Origin of the sequence: Psychromonas sp. SA13A (assembly GCF_011378715.1) — a bacterium.
Classification (GTDB): Bacteria; Pseudomonadota; Gammaproteobacteria; order Enterobacterales; family Psychromonadaceae; genus Psychromonas.
This window is the reverse complement of the sequence record NZ_WTKU01000012.1, coordinates 25,242-42,734: the sequence shown is the minus strand read 5'-3', so window position 1 is coordinate 42,734 and position 17,493 is coordinate 25,242. Positions and strand designations below refer to the sequence as shown.

Below are 17,493 nucleotides of genomic sequence, written 5' to 3'. Positions count from 1 at the left end.
CTAAATTGTAACATTCGATAAAGACTAGCCATTATCATCATGTTACGCCTTGTTTTGTCATCTTAGTGAGCGAATGAATAATACATTTTGATAGCTAACGGGTATATAACACGACAAAACTAATTGCTGATCTAGGCGGACAACAAATTGTAATCACTTCGAATAATCAATTACTGTTTAATTTGACACTATTTCTGATCTCTAACTTATATTGAACGAATTCAATATGATTTTTTAAGAAATCTTTTTCGTCACTCTGTATCAATCGATATAACAAGTTTGCAGCTGCTCTTCCGGCTGAATTAGAGTCATAAAAAAGAGAGGTTATCTTTGGGTTGTAGTGTTGGGCAAACACTCCACCACCTACCCCACATACGCTAACATCTCCAGGTATAGAAAGGCCTTGATCCAAAATATAGTTTATTGCGCCAATTGCCATCTTATCGTTTGCAGCAAATATTGCATCAGGAGCAGAACCAAATTGTTCGAATATACGCTGACAAGCATCATAGCCACTTATAACAGAAAATGCCCCGATGCTGAGTAGCCGTTCATCTTTCTTTATGCCATGTTTTTCAAGTGCATTCAAATACCCTTGTTTACGCTCAACTCCTACTGAGACATCTTCCTCGCTAACCCCTATATAACCAATATTATGATGATGATTATCGAGTAAATAATTGGTTAACTCTTGAGCCGCTGCTATTTCATTAAATACAACACATGGCGTTCCATCTAACGATTTTTGTCCCATAATAACAATAGGAATATGAAGTCGTTTAATACGAGACTGGTGTTCAGGGGTGAGTGTTGTTGCAATTAAAATAATCCCATCAACTTGCTTCTCTTTAAACAGGTCAAGATATTCAAATTCTTTATCTACAGAGTGGTTTGTGTTGCCGAGAATAACGCTATAACCTTGCTTTGAAAAATAATCATCAATACCTGCAACATTTTCACCCGATGAAGTGGCATTAATTTTTGGCAAAATAACACCAATTGTAAGACTTTTTTTGCTATGAAGTGCTTTAGCAAATGCGTTTGGCCGATACCCTGTTTCATCGAGTATGACTTGGATACGATCACGTACTTCTTTTTTTACATAACCAGAAGAGTTGATCACTCTTGATACGCTGGAAGATGATGTTTGCGCTAGATTAGCAATATCTTTTAGATTCAAAATACTTTTCGTCAACCTGTTACCTCATGATAAGTCATATTTATCAAATCTTGCTATTGTACAAGATCCATGGGAGTAAATACTAATATTACGAGCTTCACTTAATGGAAACACACGGCTAGTAAAAACTTCTTCTCCATTATTAACAAATATTTCAATAGATGATTTATCTAGAAACATATGCAGCTTTAAACTTTGCTTTGATAGCAATGTACAACTGCGTACACCTGATTGATTTGGTGTTGAATTTCGGTCTAAACTTAATTTGCTATTGTTAGGGTTGAATGTAAGATCAATATGATAATGGTCATAAGCATTAAAATGAACACCACATTTCCCCTGAATGTCATTTAATTCGATTTCAATTTCACAGCAAGGTGTGTGTATTTGAGTAAATGATTGTGAATTGCTAACTAGAATGTCTTGATAACTCAATTGGTTTTTACGTAACTGTTTTAATTCTTCAACTGGGTACTGATATAAACGACCATTTTTAATTTTAAGCTCACGAACCAGTGTTAGGGCATGTAGCCAGTTATACGCTAATGTGGGTTGCTCATCTTCTTCGGGTATTCCCATCCACGCACTCATTAAGCGCCGTCCCTTTGAGTCAGTAGTCGTTTGCGGAGCATAAAACTCAAAACCGCGATCAAGTTCTATAAATTCATTATGCTTAAACTCATGAGCTTGTATATTATATGAGCCTATAAAATATCCTGATTGATATTTATTGTGGTACTTATCCCCCTCCTTTTCTATCCCTTGAGGTGAGCATATCAAAATGTGGTTATTATCGAGTTCAAAGAAATCTGGGCATTCCCACATATAACCAAAATAACCCAATTCATTAAGCCCACTACCAGCTAATGGCCCCATTAACTCCCAATCATTTAACTTGGTGGCACGATATAATAATATCTGCCCTTTTTTATCGATCGTTTGTGCGCCAATCACACAATACCAAACCCCATTATCATGCCAAATTTTAGGGTCACGAAAATGTGCAGTATAACCTGCAGGAGGACTATCGATCACAGGCCCCTTTTTTATAAACTTGTCATTTAAGCTATTCGCTTCTGCGATACATTGAGTTGACAGCCTTGTTCCATCTTTATTTTTTACATTTCCAGTATAAAATAGCATCAACTTTTCATTATCAACAAACGCGCTACCAGAATAACAACCATTTTTATCATAATCCTGATCAGGTGCCATTGCTGTAGGCAACAAACGCCAATTAACTAAATCATCACTGATACAATGTGCCCAAAACTTACTTCCATGTGCGCATTCAAATGGATTCCATTGATAAAATAAATGATATATACCTTTATGCTCTATAAAACCATTAGGGTCGTTGAGCAAACCAACGGCTGGGCTTATATGGTATTTAAGACGAAATGGATCTTCAATATTACACAGAGCAGCACTCGCAGCGTTATCTGCCTTTAATAGCAAATCAACCATACTATTTTACTTCCTTTAGTTGGTCTAATGTTGGGATGGCAGATATTGCCCCCATTTGAGTACAAGTTAATGCACCTACTTTGTTTGCAAACGTCACCATTTGACATAACTCAGAATGATCAAAACTCACTTTTCTATGTTTTGCTAGTTGATATAATATTGCGCCAATAAAAGCGTCTCCTGCCCCCGTAGAGTCAATAGATTTGATAGGAATACTGGGTACTATTTTATGTAGGTTATTATAAGAAACTAATGTTCCCTTTTTTCCAAGTGTCACCAGAATAAAAGGGCAACCAAGACCATGTAAATATTCAAGCCCAATAGAGCTATCATTGTTTCCCCCTAAAATAACTAACTCTTCTTCACTGACTTTTAACAAATGTGTCCACTTTAAACAGGGTAAAACGGCTGTTTTGAACGCATCTTCGTTCAACCAAAGTGCTGAACGGTAATTAGGATCAAATGAAACAAACTCATCTTTTGAAGAACACTCTTCCATAACACTAATATAAGTATCTCTTGTAACACTAGGCAAAAGAGCTGTTGCTGAGCCAAAATGATAAATTTCTGACTGATTAGTTTTTATCAAGACATCAGTCCGAGTAAGCTCTCCATCCGCACCTCGATTAAACACAAAGTCTCGCTCTCCGTCATCTGTTAACGAAACAAAAGCTAATGTAGTTGGATGTTCAGCATCAAATAAAACCCCCTTAGTTCCGACGTTAGCATCAGTTAACACCTGCTTTAGAAAAACACCAAAAGGATCATTTCCCACTTTTCCGATGAACTCTGCTTTACCTCCTAACTTACTGACGGTTGCCGCAACATTAGCAGGTGCACCACCGGCTTTTTTGATAAAATTTACGCTGTCATGCAACTGCTTATTTGTATCTGTACAAATAAAATCGATCAGCAACTCACCAATACAAACCACTTTCATGTTAGATCCTTTATAAATATATTAACTATTTATTGGTTGATAAAAATATCTATGGATAGAAAAATGGCTCATTAAATAGTGAGCCATCCCCCCTATCTATTCGTATTTGGTCTTACTAATATTTTAGTGAAAATCATTGCACTTCCCATTCCGATAACAATCATTGCTAAATACATTCCTAGCCCATGACCTAGATACGCAGGTATTGCGGGTAAAAAAGTAACGCCCATTACGGCTGGAGCAATATGTGTAATAGCGGCAAATGTACCTGCAATTGCGCCACCGATAATGCCAGAGATAAATACTTTTGAGTTTGTTAATGTGACACCAAAAAGTAGCGGTTCAGTGATCCCAAAGAAACAAGGTATTATCGAAGAGTATTTAAGCGCTTTTTCTTTTTTATCTTTAATGGTCATGGTGTAAGCGATAGCTGCACCAGCTTGCCCAGCCATCGAAGCGGTAATGAAAGCATTGAGCGGATTCACACCTTTAATGGAAGAAAGGAAGTCAAGTTCGACAACCATTAATGAATGATGCAGACCTGTCACTGTCAATACTTGTTGAATACCACCAAAAATAGCGCCGCCTAAGCCAAATGGTAAGTTAATAATCGCATCAGCTGAAATCATTACCCCATGTTCTACAACATTAAATACAGGGCCAATAACTAACAACCCAGCAAACACGGCAATAATAATGGTTAAAAATGGTGTGAATACAAGGGCAACTACAGATGGCATCCAGGATTTAATCCAACGTTCTACATACGACCCAAAAATACCGACGATAAGGGCAGGAATAATTGTCCCTTGAAAACCTTGCACTTTAAATATACCAAATGTAAGCGCTTCGGCATTCCCACTCGCTACGTCCCATGCATTTGGCAACATCGGGGCTATCAACATTAAACCAAGCACAATACCAATAACCGGTGTACCACCAAATCGATTAAACGCAGACCACACAACAAGAGCAGGTAGAAATATAAAAACGGTATCAGTGATCATTTGTGACATAACAAGCAAGTCACTTGAAAATGTCATACCTAATTGCTGAGCAAATCCACGTAAGCCCATAAATAGGCCAGTAGCTACTAAAACGGGTATCAATGGTACAAACACATCTGCTAAAGCACGCAGTGATTTTTGAAAGACATTTAAGTCATCGTAAGCTGCACTTTTTGCATTATCGTCAGTCTCACCGACCATATTTTTCAAAATACTATAAATTTCATTGACCAACCCCGTACCGATAACAATTTGATGTTGGCCAAATTGAAAAAAGTAACCCGCTACTTTTTCTACTTTTTTAATTGCTTTGGGATCCACCAAGTTGTTGTCATCAACCACAATTCGTAATCTAGTTGAACAGTGTTCCATAGCCCTTATATTTTCTTTGCCGCCCAATGATTTTAGCAACGATCCTGCGATGTCATTATTCATTTGTAACCTCACGTAAACAAAAAATGTGAAAACCTTTTCACACAACATGGTAAGCTTTTCACATCTATATTTTAAGATCAATAACGAGCTAACTTCATTTTAAATAATATGAAGTTCATCACCTTTATCATGCTTAAAGTTTTTACTTACTGACGCTGAGTATTAAGCAGTACTATTAATAAAAATTCGATTTAGAGAAGGACATTACATATAAAAGAGGTGAAAACCAAAGTAGTAAAGTAGGAAAAATTTAATCCAAAATGATGCTATGCTAGTTCATAAAAGTTATTATTTTGCAGTAAATATAGGTTACTTCCTTCAAATTAATGAATTAACAAGTTGTTTAATAGCATGTTATAAGTTGCCATAATTAATTTACACCGTACAATACTGAAAACCGGGGCCTTTGATAAATATCAAATGCCCCGGTTTTTTTTGCCCATTTTTTAGTGTTTTGATTTTTAGCCGATCAAAACATAGGCATTATTATTAATGGCTGATCTCAAAAGGAATAATCATGCGTATTGAACAAGATTTAAAGTTAGGCTTTAAAGATGTACTTTTTCGTCCTAAACGATCCACGCTTAAAAGTCGCTCTCAAGTAGACCTAACTCGCTCTTATACTTTTAAACATAGTGGACGTGAATGGTCAGGCGTGCCCATTATTGCCGCTAATATGGACTCAGTTGCAACTTTTGAGATGGCTGAAACGCTGGCTTCCCATAATGTAATGACGGCTATTCACAAACATTATAGTGTTGAAGAATGGGCTACTTTTATTAATAAAACTGATGCCAATGTATTAAAGAATATGATGGTGTCTTCAGGGACTTCTGAAGCTGACTTTCAAAAAACCAAACAGATTATGGCATTAACAGATGATCTCATTTTTATCTGTGTTGATATTGCAAATGGCTATTCTGAACACCTCGTTGATTATGTTGAGCGTGTTAGAGCTGAGTTCCCAGACAAAGTAATCAGTGCAGGTAACGTAGTCACCGGAGACATGGTTGAAGAACTTATTTTAGCAGGCGCTGATATTGTGAAAGTAGGTATTGGACCTGGCTCAGTATGCACCACCCGTGTAAAAACAGGCGTTGGATATCCTCAACTGTCTGCCATTATTGAATGTGCTGATTCTGCTCATGGTTTAGGTGGCATGATCATCGGTGACGGCGGCTGTAGTTGCCCCGGTGATGTATCAAAAGCCTTTGGTGGTGGTGCTGATTTTGTAATGTTAGGTGGAATGCTCGCAGGCCACCAAGAAAGCGGCGGTGAAATCATCGAACAGGATGGTAAGCAATTCATGAAGTTTTATGGCATGTCTTCACAAAGCGCAATGAAAAAACATTCTGGTGGTGTCGCTAAATACCGTGCTGCCGAAGGAAAAACAGTACTGCTTTCCTATAAAGGTAGCGTTAATGCAACCATTGAAGATATCATGGGTGGTGTTCGTTCAACCTGTACTTATGTAGGTGCATCTAAGCTCAAAGAACTAACTAAACGCACTACGTTTATTCGCGTGCAAGAACAAGAAAATAACGTTTACGGTAAAGAATAACGTCCTATCTGAGCCAAGTCGTTATGGGCTATGGAGTTCAAAGAAGGGTATTCGTAGTGATACCCTTCTTCACCCCAAAAGTAATAAATAATAAATGTAGCTGAAGCACTTAAAAAACGGCAAATATACAATTATAGATATTTAAAAAAATACCCACCTATGGCAACGTTTGATAACAACTTTTGATGGCAGTGCTTGAACGCAATATTTAATGGCAACATCAGATGGTTCAGCACACTGGGGAATGCAGGCATTAGCATAAATCAGAAAAATAAAAGCAAAATTAAAAGCAAATCATACTTAAACAACCCGAAATAATAGCTGAATTTAAAGCGCATTTTAAATACAACCATCTATTTCTCAAACTTCAGTGAGAATAACAATATGAAGGAATCGGAAAAATTTACCATCCGTGTTAACTTTAATCGAAGACAGAGCAATATATCGCAGGACGAAGACACTCATGGTTATCATTGGGGAAGGATTTTAGGGGTTTTGTTGCTTGTTATCATTGCAATTTGGTCATTTATTTTTGCGAGTGGATATTATTCCGAGCAAAATAATCTCTCTGATAAAAAAACGGCAATACCGGTAGTGAGTACCGCAGCGTTAACACCAACAAACAAAACTCCTAGCGCGGTAGAAAAAGATGAAGTGTCACCCTCCTCCATTACAATATCAGACAAAGCTGAAAGCGAAAAAGCTAAAATAACAGCACAAACAGATGAATTGTTAAATGATAAAATCACGGAATCTACCAGCAATAGTTATCAAGATAAAAGTGAAAGTTTAACGAAAACTGAGTCAGTATCGGCCCCCTCGACTAATTCAACCATAGAAAATACAGACAATGCTGCTATATTCTCTCAATCTGACATTGAAATACTGTCGAGTAATGTCGCGCGTTTTGTTATTACCTCATCAGTAATAGAAAATGAGCCTAATGGTAAGATCGATAACATTATTTTCAAAGATAATATCGCAACCGTGTATGCCTTTTCTGAAGTTAATGATTTAAAAGATACCACACTCTATTATATTTGGAGTATGGATGGTCAGCAGATTGCAAAGGTTAAATTAGCGATTAACGGTGATCGTTGGAGAAGCCATTCAAGTAAATTTATTCAACCAACAATGCACGGACAATGGAAAGTAGAACTAAAAAATGGGCAGGATGAAATACTCGCCGTCAATAGATTTACTTATTAGCTTTGCTTACTAGGTTTACTTACTTTGATTTTTACAAGGGACAACATTTTATGAAGCCGAGCTTTTACCTTATAACTGCAATGGGCATACTCTCTCTCATGAGTTGTGCTGAAGCAGAACAATCTTTAACGGTAACGGCAAGTGCCTATACGTCAAGTGTTGGTGAAACTGATTCAACTCCAAACCTAGCGGCATGGGGTGATACCTTGAAACCAGGAATGAAATCAATCGCAGTATCAAGAGACTTAATCAAATTGGGATTAACTCACCAACAAGAAGTAAGAATCGAAGGATTTGATGGAAAATACACAGTACTGGATAAAATGAATAAACGTTGGACCAATAAAATTGATATCTACATGGGAGAGGATGTCGAAAAAGCAAACCAATGGGGAAAGCAAGAAGTAGTGATATATTGGATTGATCAGGATTAGCAATTTAACTATTCAGCGATAAGATAGCTTGATTCGGAATACTTAATAAAGGAATTGATGTCCACAACTAGGACAATGAAGGTTCAAAGTATGCCTTAATCGCATTAGTCTCTTTCACTCCGACCCTGGTACGACCTATACAGCTATTGATAATGTGGATAGAGGTTATATTCACATGGGGCAAAGCTTTGGACTGTTATGGAATAGGCGCCCATGTATCTAAAGCACGGTAACCCAATGATTTATAAATATTTTTTGACGTGTATTTATTTTATCTGTTCTTGACGTGATTATAAATTGGTTTGTTGGTGTGCTAGAACGCAGGCTTTTAAGTTGGAGGACTTAAAAAACATGCTTCACTTATGTCTAAGCCGGTAGATTCAACTCATCATTGCATTACTTTATTATGTAGTGAAATAGAGTGACCTATGGGGATCACATTTACCGTTCGTCTTTGCTCATCCTATCACTTGGGTATTTATTAACTTTGATTTCGCCATGTCGCCGACTTTACTTTCTCTCTGCCAGCAGAGAAAGTAAGCAAAGAGACTGGCCCCGATAGTTTTTTTAATCTGACTCAATGATTACCTTCTTAACGCACCGTTCATACTCCACATCCCTGTATCGAGCTGAACTAGCAACGGCATCCATGCCTAAACTTGCTAAAGGCACTCATTGAGCCAGAAAAACATAACGGGGGAATGGACGTAGCCACAATGAGCGTCGACTTTACTCATTAATTAGTTGGAATTCTTAGTTTCCATATATGGACATCTCCTACTCACGTACTATGTTCAACAGCACGTCAGGTATAGCTCAAATCAGCACATGGATGTGCTGTTTTGAGTAGTGCGTTAAAAAGACGTTGAATAATACAAGATCAAAAAGATGGCTTGGGTGCCTGTACAGTCAAGTTCTTTGGTTACTTTATTTTGGGCAAGTAAAAGAAAGTAACACGCCGCTAGGGCGAAATACAAAGCTGGAAATATCTATTCTAAATGATGAGCGTAGCCGACCCACACTTATCAAAAACTAAGTTTAGAGATTTAACTATCTAATTTTAATCTGATCCCAGTTATTTATTCCTTTGAACCACAGAACAACTTTAACTGCATACACTTCACTTTATTAATCACATGGGGTTGAAATTTATGACTGATATAAATCCCAATTGCAGATAAAATTAATGCTGGTAGTTGGCTATAAATAAACATATAGCTACTTTGTAGAGGATGTAAAACCCAATCTAATATAAAAAATACCAATATATTACCAATGACATAAAGGCTTAATACATACTTCAATTTAAAGAACAGCGCGACGATCGTAAAAAACAAAGTAATCATTGAAGCCATTATGATTAAAGATACCACGTCAGTCCAACCTCCTTGAGAAAACAGCACATAACGCAACATGCCCACAAATATTAATACTGAAAATCAACTTGAATTGATTAATGCTTAAACCATCCATTGACGGTGATGTTCACATAATTTGCCTGAATATTGGTCAAAGTTTGTGGGTGTCCAAAACTACTATTAATAGGAACCAATTCAACTATTCAACGGATAAATAGGTTAATTAAAATATTGCGCAAAGTTAGATGCTGTACACGACTAAATATTTGTGCACTTGTAGCCCAACATACAACCTCTTTTGACAAATAGTAATTACTCTATTATTGCTAACAACATATCAGACATATAAACTTCCATGGCTGACGCCAATCTACTAATATTATATTTGCTTTCATCCACTCCCCCTTCATGTACTAATTTACTTCTGGCGTCATAACATTCTTTAATAAAAATATGTGAATCTACCCCGTTGTATTGCTTTTCAGATAAGTATTCAATAGCCATTTTTTTTAAACTTAAAGATATAGAATCTTTTTTTAACCATTTTAATGATCCTGCTATAGAATTTTGTTCAGATTCACTAAGCTCTGTACTTCTTACCACAGAAATAAGCTCTTTAACTACTGCTTTAACTTTTTCATTCTTACTATCAATGACGAGAATAGCTTCAGCTGCAAGTACTAAAGTTAAAAATTTAGAACGCGAACTCGTTTCAAAAAATGAAGCTGTAACTAATTCCATTGCTAAAAGAACTTTATTACTAATTTTTTTACCACTGCTAAATAAAGAGCAAATTTCATTAGAAAAAAGAGAGCAGTCTTTAGCATTTCTAATGCTATTCATTCTGGGTGAAAAAACATAAGAGATAGGGTGCTCTTCTGAGTAAACACTAAGCCCATGTACGTCTGGCTCTAGTCTAATTCCACTTTCTCTAAATTGGGCCTCTCTAATGCTATCCCCTAAAAAGCAGCTTGCTTTGTTTTTTCCCAAATCAATACCTATACGACATTTAACCGCAAAACATAATAATGAATTTTTCATTGTTGTGCCGGCTAATAAAGCATCGTTTTCACTATAAAAACCTCCAGAAAGGATAAAAAATCGAGTGGACTCTGAAATAGTTTTGGCATCAATAGCGACTAAGACTGCATTTTCACCGCTAGGTAATTTAAACCTATACTTTTTCACATCCCCTGTAATATTCCCCTTACTAGAAATATTAAAACGAATTCTAAATTGATAAGTAACGGTAATGGTATTCTCCCAACTTTAAAATGACACTTAACACTTAGTTAATCGGAGTACAAGTTGATATCGTTTATGCACTTTTGCCTTTATGCAAAACGATACCAGTCATTTGCCCTTTCATTCTTGTCGTATTGTTAAGTTTTTATACCAATATTCAATGGCTTTCTCTACAGCACCATCTTTAAATACTTTTCCGCTAATATTTCTATATTATTCTCAACATATTTTTTTACGTGAACAACAATCTCAAATACGTAATTTAAAACCTAAAAATATGTTTAATATTAAAATAAAATGTGAAAAAACGTTATCCGTAGCCCTTATTCCAAAGAGTTAATTTATCCTTTACTTAAATTTCCTTAACTACACTTTACTCGACTCCGGCAGCTTTAATGAAATCAAACAGGTGATTAGCAGAAATGCAAAGGCTATCCATAAACAGGCGGCAAAACCGTAGGCTTGGTAAACCCACCCAGATAATACGGTTCCTACTAAACGCCCCATGGCATTTGCCATATAGTAAAAACCTACATCTAATGACACGCCATCTTGTTTGGCATAGCTGATGATTAAGTAAGAATGTAAAGATGAGTTAATGGCGAAGATTGCACCAAAGATTAATAAACCCACGATTATCAGTTTCTGCACTTGCCATTCAAGTTGAATGCCTGCTGCTAATACACCTGTCACAACTGCTAATAATGCACACCATAACATGGCATGTTTACCGCCTGGCGCTGAGCCCTCTTTAGCAAAGAACGCAGTGATCTTAGGCGCAAATCCTTGCACGATGCCGTAGGCAATCACCCAAGCAGCCAAGAAACCACCAACTATTGAATGTGACCAACCAAAGATACTCGCTAAGTAGATAGGCAGAGCTACTACAAACCAGACATCACGTGAAGCAAACAAGAATAATCGCGCCGCTGACAATATGTTCACGGGACCAGATTTAGAGAACATCTGGCTAAATTTAGGTTTAGTTTTTGCTTTGCCTAAGTCCCCTTCTAGGAACAATAAACTCATTATAAATACTACGCTTAAAACGCCTGCCATGATCAACAAAGCAACTTGGAATCCCACCAGCGTTAACAGTAAACCACCAATGAAAAACCCCGCGCCTTTTAAAGCATTTTTGGAACCAGTTAATACTGCAACCCAATGATAAAGTTTACCTTGTTGGTTATTAGGAATGAGGGTTTTGATGGAACTTTTGGCACTCATTTTATTCAGATCTTTGGCAATACCCGACAAAGCCTGTGCCATCATCACCCAAGGAATAGTTAACCATTCACTGGGGACGGTCAGTAGCAATAATGCAAACACTTGCATACCTAAACCGATATTCATGGTGCGATTTAAACCTACTCTTGCACCTAACCAACCGCCAACAAGGTTAGTCACCACACCAAAAATTTCATAAAATAAAAACAATAAAGCAATATTTAATGGGCTGTAACCCAGTTGATAAAAGTACAGCACCACTAACATACGCAGTGCGCCGTCAGTGACAGTAAAGTTCCAATAGTTAAACGTTACTAAAAGGTACTGTCTTAAGGATTTATCAAGCTTTAAAAACCACTTCATTGCTACTATTCCTAATGCTACCTGCGATTAAGTCGTTTAAGTCGTTTAAGTCGTTTAAGCTAAAGCGACTTTTTTCATTAACTCAGCGGTACGCGTTGCATAACCCATTTCGTTATCGTACCAAGCGTAGATTTTTAACATACGCTTACCAATCAACATGGTAGATAATCCATCAACAATGGTTGAGCGTTGGTCTCCTCGGTAATCGATTGAAACTAACGGGCGCATTTCAAACCCTAAGATACCTGCTAGTTCACCGTCAGCCGCTTCTGCTAATAACTGATTGACTTCTTCCACCGTAGTATCGCGCGCTACTTCAAAAACGATATCGGTTAATGAAGCATTAGCTAAGGGAACACGTACTGCGTGACCATTTATTTTATCTTTTAATTCTGGAAATATTTCTACAATCGCTTTCGCTGACCCAGTTGTGGTTGGGATCAAACTCATGCCACAGGCACGGGCACGACGTAGATCTTTATGCGGTGCATCAAGAATAGTTTGAGTGTTAGTTAAATCATGAATAGTCGTAAATGCGGCGTTGCTGATACCAATTTTTTCATGAATAACTTTAACGATTGGCGCCAAGCAGTTAGTAGTACATGACGCAGCGGTAACAATTTTATGTAACTGCGGATCAAAAACATGGTCATTCACACCCACAACAATGTTTGCGATGTCAGGATGCTTAACCGGTGCAGATACCACCACACGCTTCACACCTTGTTGAATGTATTTATCTAATAATGCTTTATCTCGATTCACACCCGTTGCCTCAATCACAACATCACAAGCAGACCAATCCACAGCATCAATTTCACCCTGTTGTGTCACCGCAATCGATTTACCCGCAACTTGCATGGTATTTTTGGTACAAGCCACCTCATGCTTCCAGCGCCCTTGTACTGAATCGAACTCTAATAGATGAGCTAATGTTGCGGCATCACCTGCGACATCATTGATTAGTACAAATTCTACTTCAGGCCAATCAAATGCTGCACGCATTGCTAAACGACCGATACGTCCGAATCCATTTATACCTACTTTAATTGTCATTACATTTCTCACTTTTATAAATTAAGCTTTTATTAGCATTCTCGAATTCAAGTAATAAGCTTTCGTTAGCATTAATTGTTTTAGACCAAGCCTGAGTTCGGTGTTTTTCAAGACAGTTAACACAGGCGTTACCGATTAAGTTTTTAATTATTTTTTAGTAACTAATTTGTTTTAGCGACTAACTTGTTTTAGCTATTTGTTTCGCAAGTTGAAATTTTTCAATATCTTGTTGATATTCTGCTTTCAAGCAATTGGATGCGGTTAATCCACTAATGACTTTACGCATCCATCCTGGCAACTCTGAATTCACTTTGTAATACACCCACTGCCCTTCACGTTGATCAAGTAACACACCTGACTGTCGTAAAATAGCAAGATGCCTTGAAATTTTGGGCTGGCTTTGTTCCAGCGCGATACATAATTCACCGACACTCACGCGATCTTCACGCGCAATTAAAATCAAACAACGTAAACGTGTTTCATCTGATAACATTTTGAAAAATTGGTTAGGTAACATAACTACATCCACATATACGAATATCCACATATGTTAAATTAATTGAATAATATTTCAACGAAAAAATTAATAAAATAATTTCAGAAATAATAAACGTGAAATATTTTTTAATATCATAAAGATACGTTTCAGCTGAGATGAAGCTGTTTTTCAGATCGAATGGTATGCAGGTTCTATGACAGGAATATGAATGAATTAATATTTTAACCAAATAGGAGGTAATAAAACATCACGATTAAATAACTCGATACGCCAAGCTATCGGTTAATTTTTCTATTTTAATTGGAGTAAAACAAAGTGTGCGTGCTGTTTTTTGTTGCGTATTCACTTGAATACTTTGTAGTCTTTGCTCTGACCACAAAATTTCACTTGATACCGTTATTTGATAGGCATGACCTTGTTGCCAATCGCAAAATAATAAACTCGCAATAGGATTTTCTAACAAATTACCTAAGGTATTAAAAAAACCATTACCAACGTAATCAGGCACTAATAACTGTCCTTTTTCATTAATAGTAATGAAACCAGCCACACCACCTCGATGAGAAATATCAACACCTCGATTATTTAATGCCTGTCCATCATCAAAGCGGCTGGCAATAAAAAAGGCATCTGCATTAATTATCAATTCTTGAATGTTTTGCGTTAACGATACGGTCGAACTAGTTGATTGAGCATCATAATGTGGATTCGTTACCAGTATTTTAGGTTGAATATATTTAGGACAATTGCCGTAGCTTTGTAATACCTTAACTTGAATATTTTTTTGGTTGATATCGGTAATTATCACGTTGAGTCGGTTGCGCCTTTTACTGATAAACTCAATCCCCAACAACCCAATCCTATCACCCACATTAAGATGATTATTATTAAAATCATTAAGCGAATATTGTGTATTGATCTGCAAGGTGGTTTCACTGGATGAAGTTATAAAGCCGGGTTCACCAAATAATAGGCTGGCGCGAGTTTCCGACTTTGAATCACTATAACCGATATATATCATCGATAGAGATTGAAAAAAATCACGATGTTGTTGTGGCATAAATTCTCGAATAAATTTAGGGCCAATTTCTGCCATTTTTTGCGCTGTACCCGCACGTTTTTGTACCGATAATTCACCTTGATGCCAGCTATTGACCACTAGTTTATTCATTTGATTAACTCACTTATAATTAGATTTTTTTGTTAACTTACTATTCACTAATAAGTTCAAGTCTAATGCCACCTGGGATCAAACACATCATGTGTTGAAAAGGTGAAGTACCTAAGGCTTCTGGTGCAAATTCAATCTCAACATTATCGAGTTTAGTCAGGTTTTGATAAACGGCTTGTAACTGATCGATAGTGCTAACTTTCAAGGCAAAATGATGTAGGCCTACATTTTTTGTACGGTCAAACTCCACTCTATTATCAACATCTTTAATCTGCCATAACGTCAACATCACCGTACCATCAGAGATAAAAATAGCTGGGTAGTCAGGTTTTTCACCGACCTGTTTAAAATTTAATTGCTCAATGAAAAAACTAGCCACCTCTTTAATATTGGTAACGCTCAGACCAAGATGGTGAATACCTAAAGTAGTAATAGCCGTTACATCGCTGTTTGTAGTTGTGTTTGATGCTGTATTTGATGATGAAGTAGTGCACATAATGAAGCCCTTTTAGTTTTATAAATTAGAGTGAACAAATCTGTTCACTCACTATAGGTGAACAGAACTGTTTACGTCAAGTTTAAATTGGTTATACTTACTAAAAATAAAATGGTGGTCTAAAGGACAATCGATAATATGCAACCAAGAAAACAACATTTGATCGAAACTGCGCTGACTCTGTTTAATCAATATGGCTACCATGCAACGGGTATTGATTTGATTTTAGCGGAATCAGGGGTTTCCAAAGCAACCCTATACAAACATTTTCGCAGTAAAGAGGCGTTAATTTTAGCTGCGCTGCAACTTCGTCATGAACAAGTGATTACAAGACTTCAAGCGACCATTGATAACAATACTAAAACACAGTTAAAGCATGACTTAACGGACCAAAAAACCATGAATAACGCATCAACTAATGCGGCAACGAATAAAGCAGATAGTGAAAAACTATTGGATATTTTTGATGATTTAAATGATTGGTTTAACAGTGAAACGTTCTTTGGCTGTAACTTTATTAATGTCAGTGCGGAATATGCCGATCCTAATCATCCAATCAATCTTTTTGCGGCAAAACATAAACAAGCGATTGTAGATGTCATCGGTGCACAGTTAGCAGAACAAGAAAGTCACAAAGCGGATCAAATAGGTTTATTAATTGAAGGGGCTATTGTGATGGCTCACACGCGGGGTATGAAACAATCAGCCTTGCTCGCAAAAGAGATGGCTAGACAATTGATTTAATGCTTTAAGATTTCGGATTTCGGATTTCGGATTTCGGGCATTTTAAACTGAGCAAATCTATTGATTGGAATAACCGATAATAATAACTTACCATCTCAGCAACACACTTTTAGGGCTGAGACAGTTGTTATTCATTACTCTTGTTTGAGCAATATTAATCGCTTATTTGAGGAACCGTTGTCAAACTTAATAACTCGGCAAAACCATCTTCATCACTCAAAGAAAGGTGTCCAACCGCTGACGTTGAAAAAGCAGGCACGCCAGCTGCAGGTGCTAGCTCACCCACAATATAACCCACTAAAGGTAGGTGAGAAATAATCATCACTGACTTCACCCCTTGTGCTTGCATTACTAATAACTCATCCACCGTTTTACGGGCGCTGCCGCTAGGGGTCAAACAAGGTAATACTTGAATGTTAGTAACACCTTCAAAAAATGGGCTTACAGACTCCCAAGTTTGCTGCGCTCTAACATAGGGACTGACTAATACGGCATCTAGTGACACATCCTGTTCCACTAAATATTTAGCCATTAATTCAGACTCTAAACGACCGATATCGGTCAAATTACGCTCAGCATCTGAATAAGCCATCATCTCTGCCTGTCCGTGGCGCATTATATATATCTGCATAAACTTATTTCTCCTGAGCAAAAAAAAGCCCCATTACATTAAAATGGAGCTTGAGCATTATAAACAATTGATAGCTATCTTTATAGGTAGTATTAACATGCTTTGATTAATCTTCGACAGGTGTATCACCTGAGATTTTTAAAATAGCAACAGCACCTATAAATACAGCGACAAAACCAGCCACAAAAATAGTTGGCATAGCCATATAACCTAGTACATGCCAAATGATCGATTCTAATTGACTCATAGTGGTTCCCTTAAATAATGAATGGATAAAGTAATACAATCAATATAGCCTAAATAAAATAATAAAAGTCTTTTTTCAGCAAAGCTTTTGATCTATTACAATATTTTTAAGTACTTTAAAGAAATAATTGTAACTTATTGTTTATAACGATTGAACTTTTGGGTCTTGAACTTGCCTTTTATAAGCAGTATATTTTCCTCAAAATAAATTAATGAAGATATTT

At 36.8% G+C, this 17,493-nt stretch carries 17 protein-coding genes; 4 read left to right on the top strand and 13 right to left on the bottom strand.

Annotated features, from left to right (window positions below; all coding sequences use genetic code 11):
- Positions 1 to 166: 166 nt before the first annotated feature.
- From GQR44_RS11925 to GQR44_RS11910, 4 genes are all read right to left on the bottom strand, one after another.
- Positions 167 to 1,195 carry a LacI family DNA-binding transcriptional regulator gene (locus tag GQR44_RS11925; protein ID WP_166371998.1) on the bottom strand — a complete coding sequence of 343 codons (1,029 nt, stop codon included), beginning with the start codon at positions 1,193 to 1,195 and terminating at the stop codon, positions 167 to 169.
- A 9-nt stretch (positions 1,196 to 1,204) separates the two neighbouring features.
- Complete coding sequence (locus tag GQR44_RS11920; RefSeq protein ID WP_166371997.1) at positions 1,205 to 2,647, bottom strand: sucrose-6-phosphate hydrolase; 1,443 nt, start codon at positions 2,645 to 2,647, stop codon at positions 1,205 to 1,207.
- 1 nt (position 2,648) lies between these two features.
- On the bottom strand, positions 2,649 to 3,587 hold the full coding sequence (locus GQR44_RS11915; RefSeq protein ID WP_166371996.1) for a carbohydrate kinase: 939 nt from the start codon (positions 3,585 to 3,587) through the stop codon (positions 2,649 to 2,651).
- Between the two features lie 92 nt (positions 3,588 to 3,679).
- Positions 3,680 to 5,029, bottom strand: a complete 1,350-nt coding sequence (locus tag GQR44_RS11910; RefSeq protein ID WP_166371995.1) for a PTS transporter subunit EIIC — start codon at positions 5,027 to 5,029, stop codon at positions 3,680 to 3,682.
- Between the two features lie 517 nt (positions 5,030 to 5,546).
- Here GQR44_RS11910 and GQR44_RS11905 point away from each other — a divergent pair.
- The 3 genes from GQR44_RS11905 (at position 5,547) to GQR44_RS11895 (ending at position 8,233) form a co-directional block, all read left to right on the top strand.
- Complete coding sequence (locus tag GQR44_RS11905) at positions 5,547 to 6,590, top strand: GMP reductase (RefSeq protein WP_166371994.1); 1,044 nt, start codon at positions 5,547 to 5,549, stop codon at positions 6,588 to 6,590.
- A gap of 384 nt (positions 6,591 to 6,974) precedes the next feature.
- Positions 6,975 to 7,799 carry a DUF2914 domain-containing protein gene (locus GQR44_RS11900; protein WP_166371993.1) on the top strand — a complete coding sequence of 275 codons (825 nt, stop codon included), beginning with the start codon at positions 6,975 to 6,977 and terminating at the stop codon, positions 7,797 to 7,799.
- Between the two features lie 50 nt (positions 7,800 to 7,849).
- The gene (locus GQR44_RS11895) at positions 7,850 to 8,233 is read left to right on the top strand and encodes a 3D domain-containing protein (RefSeq protein ID WP_166371992.1); all 384 of its coding nucleotides are present in this window, start codon (positions 7,850 to 7,852) and stop codon (positions 8,231 to 8,233) included.
- Between the two features lie 1,079 nt (positions 8,234 to 9,312).
- Here GQR44_RS11895 and GQR44_RS11885 read toward each other — a convergent pair.
- From GQR44_RS11885 to GQR44_RS11855, 7 genes are all read right to left on the bottom strand, one after another.
- Positions 9,313 to 9,606 (bottom strand): hypothetical protein, encoded by a 294-nt coding sequence (locus tag GQR44_RS11885; RefSeq protein ID WP_166371991.1) that lies wholly within the window; start codon positions 9,604 to 9,606, stop codon positions 9,313 to 9,315.
- 297 nt (positions 9,607 to 9,903) lie between these two features.
- A complete protein-coding gene (locus GQR44_RS20055) occupies positions 9,904 to 10,779 on the bottom strand; it encodes a HEPN domain-containing protein (protein WP_166371990.1) in 876 nt (291 codons plus the stop codon).
- 423 nt (positions 10,780 to 11,202) lie between these two features.
- Positions 11,203 to 12,426 carry an organoarsenical effux MFS transporter ArsJ gene (gene arsJ, locus GQR44_RS11875; protein ID WP_166371989.1) on the bottom strand — a complete coding sequence of 408 codons (1,224 nt, stop codon included), beginning with the start codon at positions 12,424 to 12,426 and terminating at the stop codon, positions 11,203 to 11,205.
- Between the two features lie 54 nt (positions 12,427 to 12,480).
- Entirely contained in the window at positions 12,481 to 13,482 is a 1,002-nt protein-coding gene (locus tag GQR44_RS11870) for an ArsJ-associated glyceraldehyde-3-phosphate dehydrogenase (protein ID WP_166371988.1), read from the bottom strand.
- Positions 13,483 to 13,660: 178 nt separating this feature from the next.
- Positions 13,661 to 13,999 (bottom strand): metalloregulator ArsR/SmtB family transcription factor, encoded by a 339-nt coding sequence (locus GQR44_RS11865; RefSeq protein ID WP_028867049.1) that lies wholly within the window; start codon positions 13,997 to 13,999, stop codon positions 13,661 to 13,663.
- A gap of 235 nt (positions 14,000 to 14,234) precedes the next feature.
- The gene (locus GQR44_RS11860) at positions 14,235 to 15,152 is read right to left on the bottom strand and encodes a pyridoxamine 5'-phosphate oxidase family protein (RefSeq protein ID WP_166371987.1); all 918 of its coding nucleotides are present in this window, start codon (positions 15,150 to 15,152) and stop codon (positions 14,235 to 14,237) included.
- A 40-nt stretch (positions 15,153 to 15,192) separates the two neighbouring features.
- Complete coding sequence (locus GQR44_RS11855) at positions 15,193 to 15,648, bottom strand: VOC family protein (protein WP_166371986.1); 456 nt, start codon at positions 15,646 to 15,648, stop codon at positions 15,193 to 15,195.
- 138 nt (positions 15,649 to 15,786) lie between these two features.
- Between GQR44_RS11855 and GQR44_RS11850 the strand changes: the two genes are divergently transcribed.
- A complete protein-coding gene (locus tag GQR44_RS11850; RefSeq protein WP_166371985.1) occupies positions 15,787 to 16,392 on the top strand; it encodes a TetR family transcriptional regulator in 606 nt (201 codons plus the stop codon).
- Between the two features lie 154 nt (positions 16,393 to 16,546).
- On the opposite strand, the gene sixA is transcribed toward GQR44_RS11850, so the two are convergent.
- Together sixA and GQR44_RS11840 are read right to left on the bottom strand one after the other, a co-directional pair.
- Positions 16,547 to 17,023 carry a phosphohistidine phosphatase SixA gene (gene sixA / locus GQR44_RS11845; protein WP_166371984.1) on the bottom strand — a complete coding sequence of 159 codons (477 nt, stop codon included), beginning with the start codon at positions 17,021 to 17,023 and terminating at the stop codon, positions 16,547 to 16,549.
- A gap of 106 nt (positions 17,024 to 17,129) precedes the next feature.
- Complete coding sequence (locus tag GQR44_RS11840) at positions 17,130 to 17,270, bottom strand: TIGR02808 family protein (protein ID WP_084296167.1); 141 nt, start codon at positions 17,268 to 17,270, stop codon at positions 17,130 to 17,132.
- Between the last annotated feature and the right edge of the window lie 223 nt (positions 17,271 to 17,493).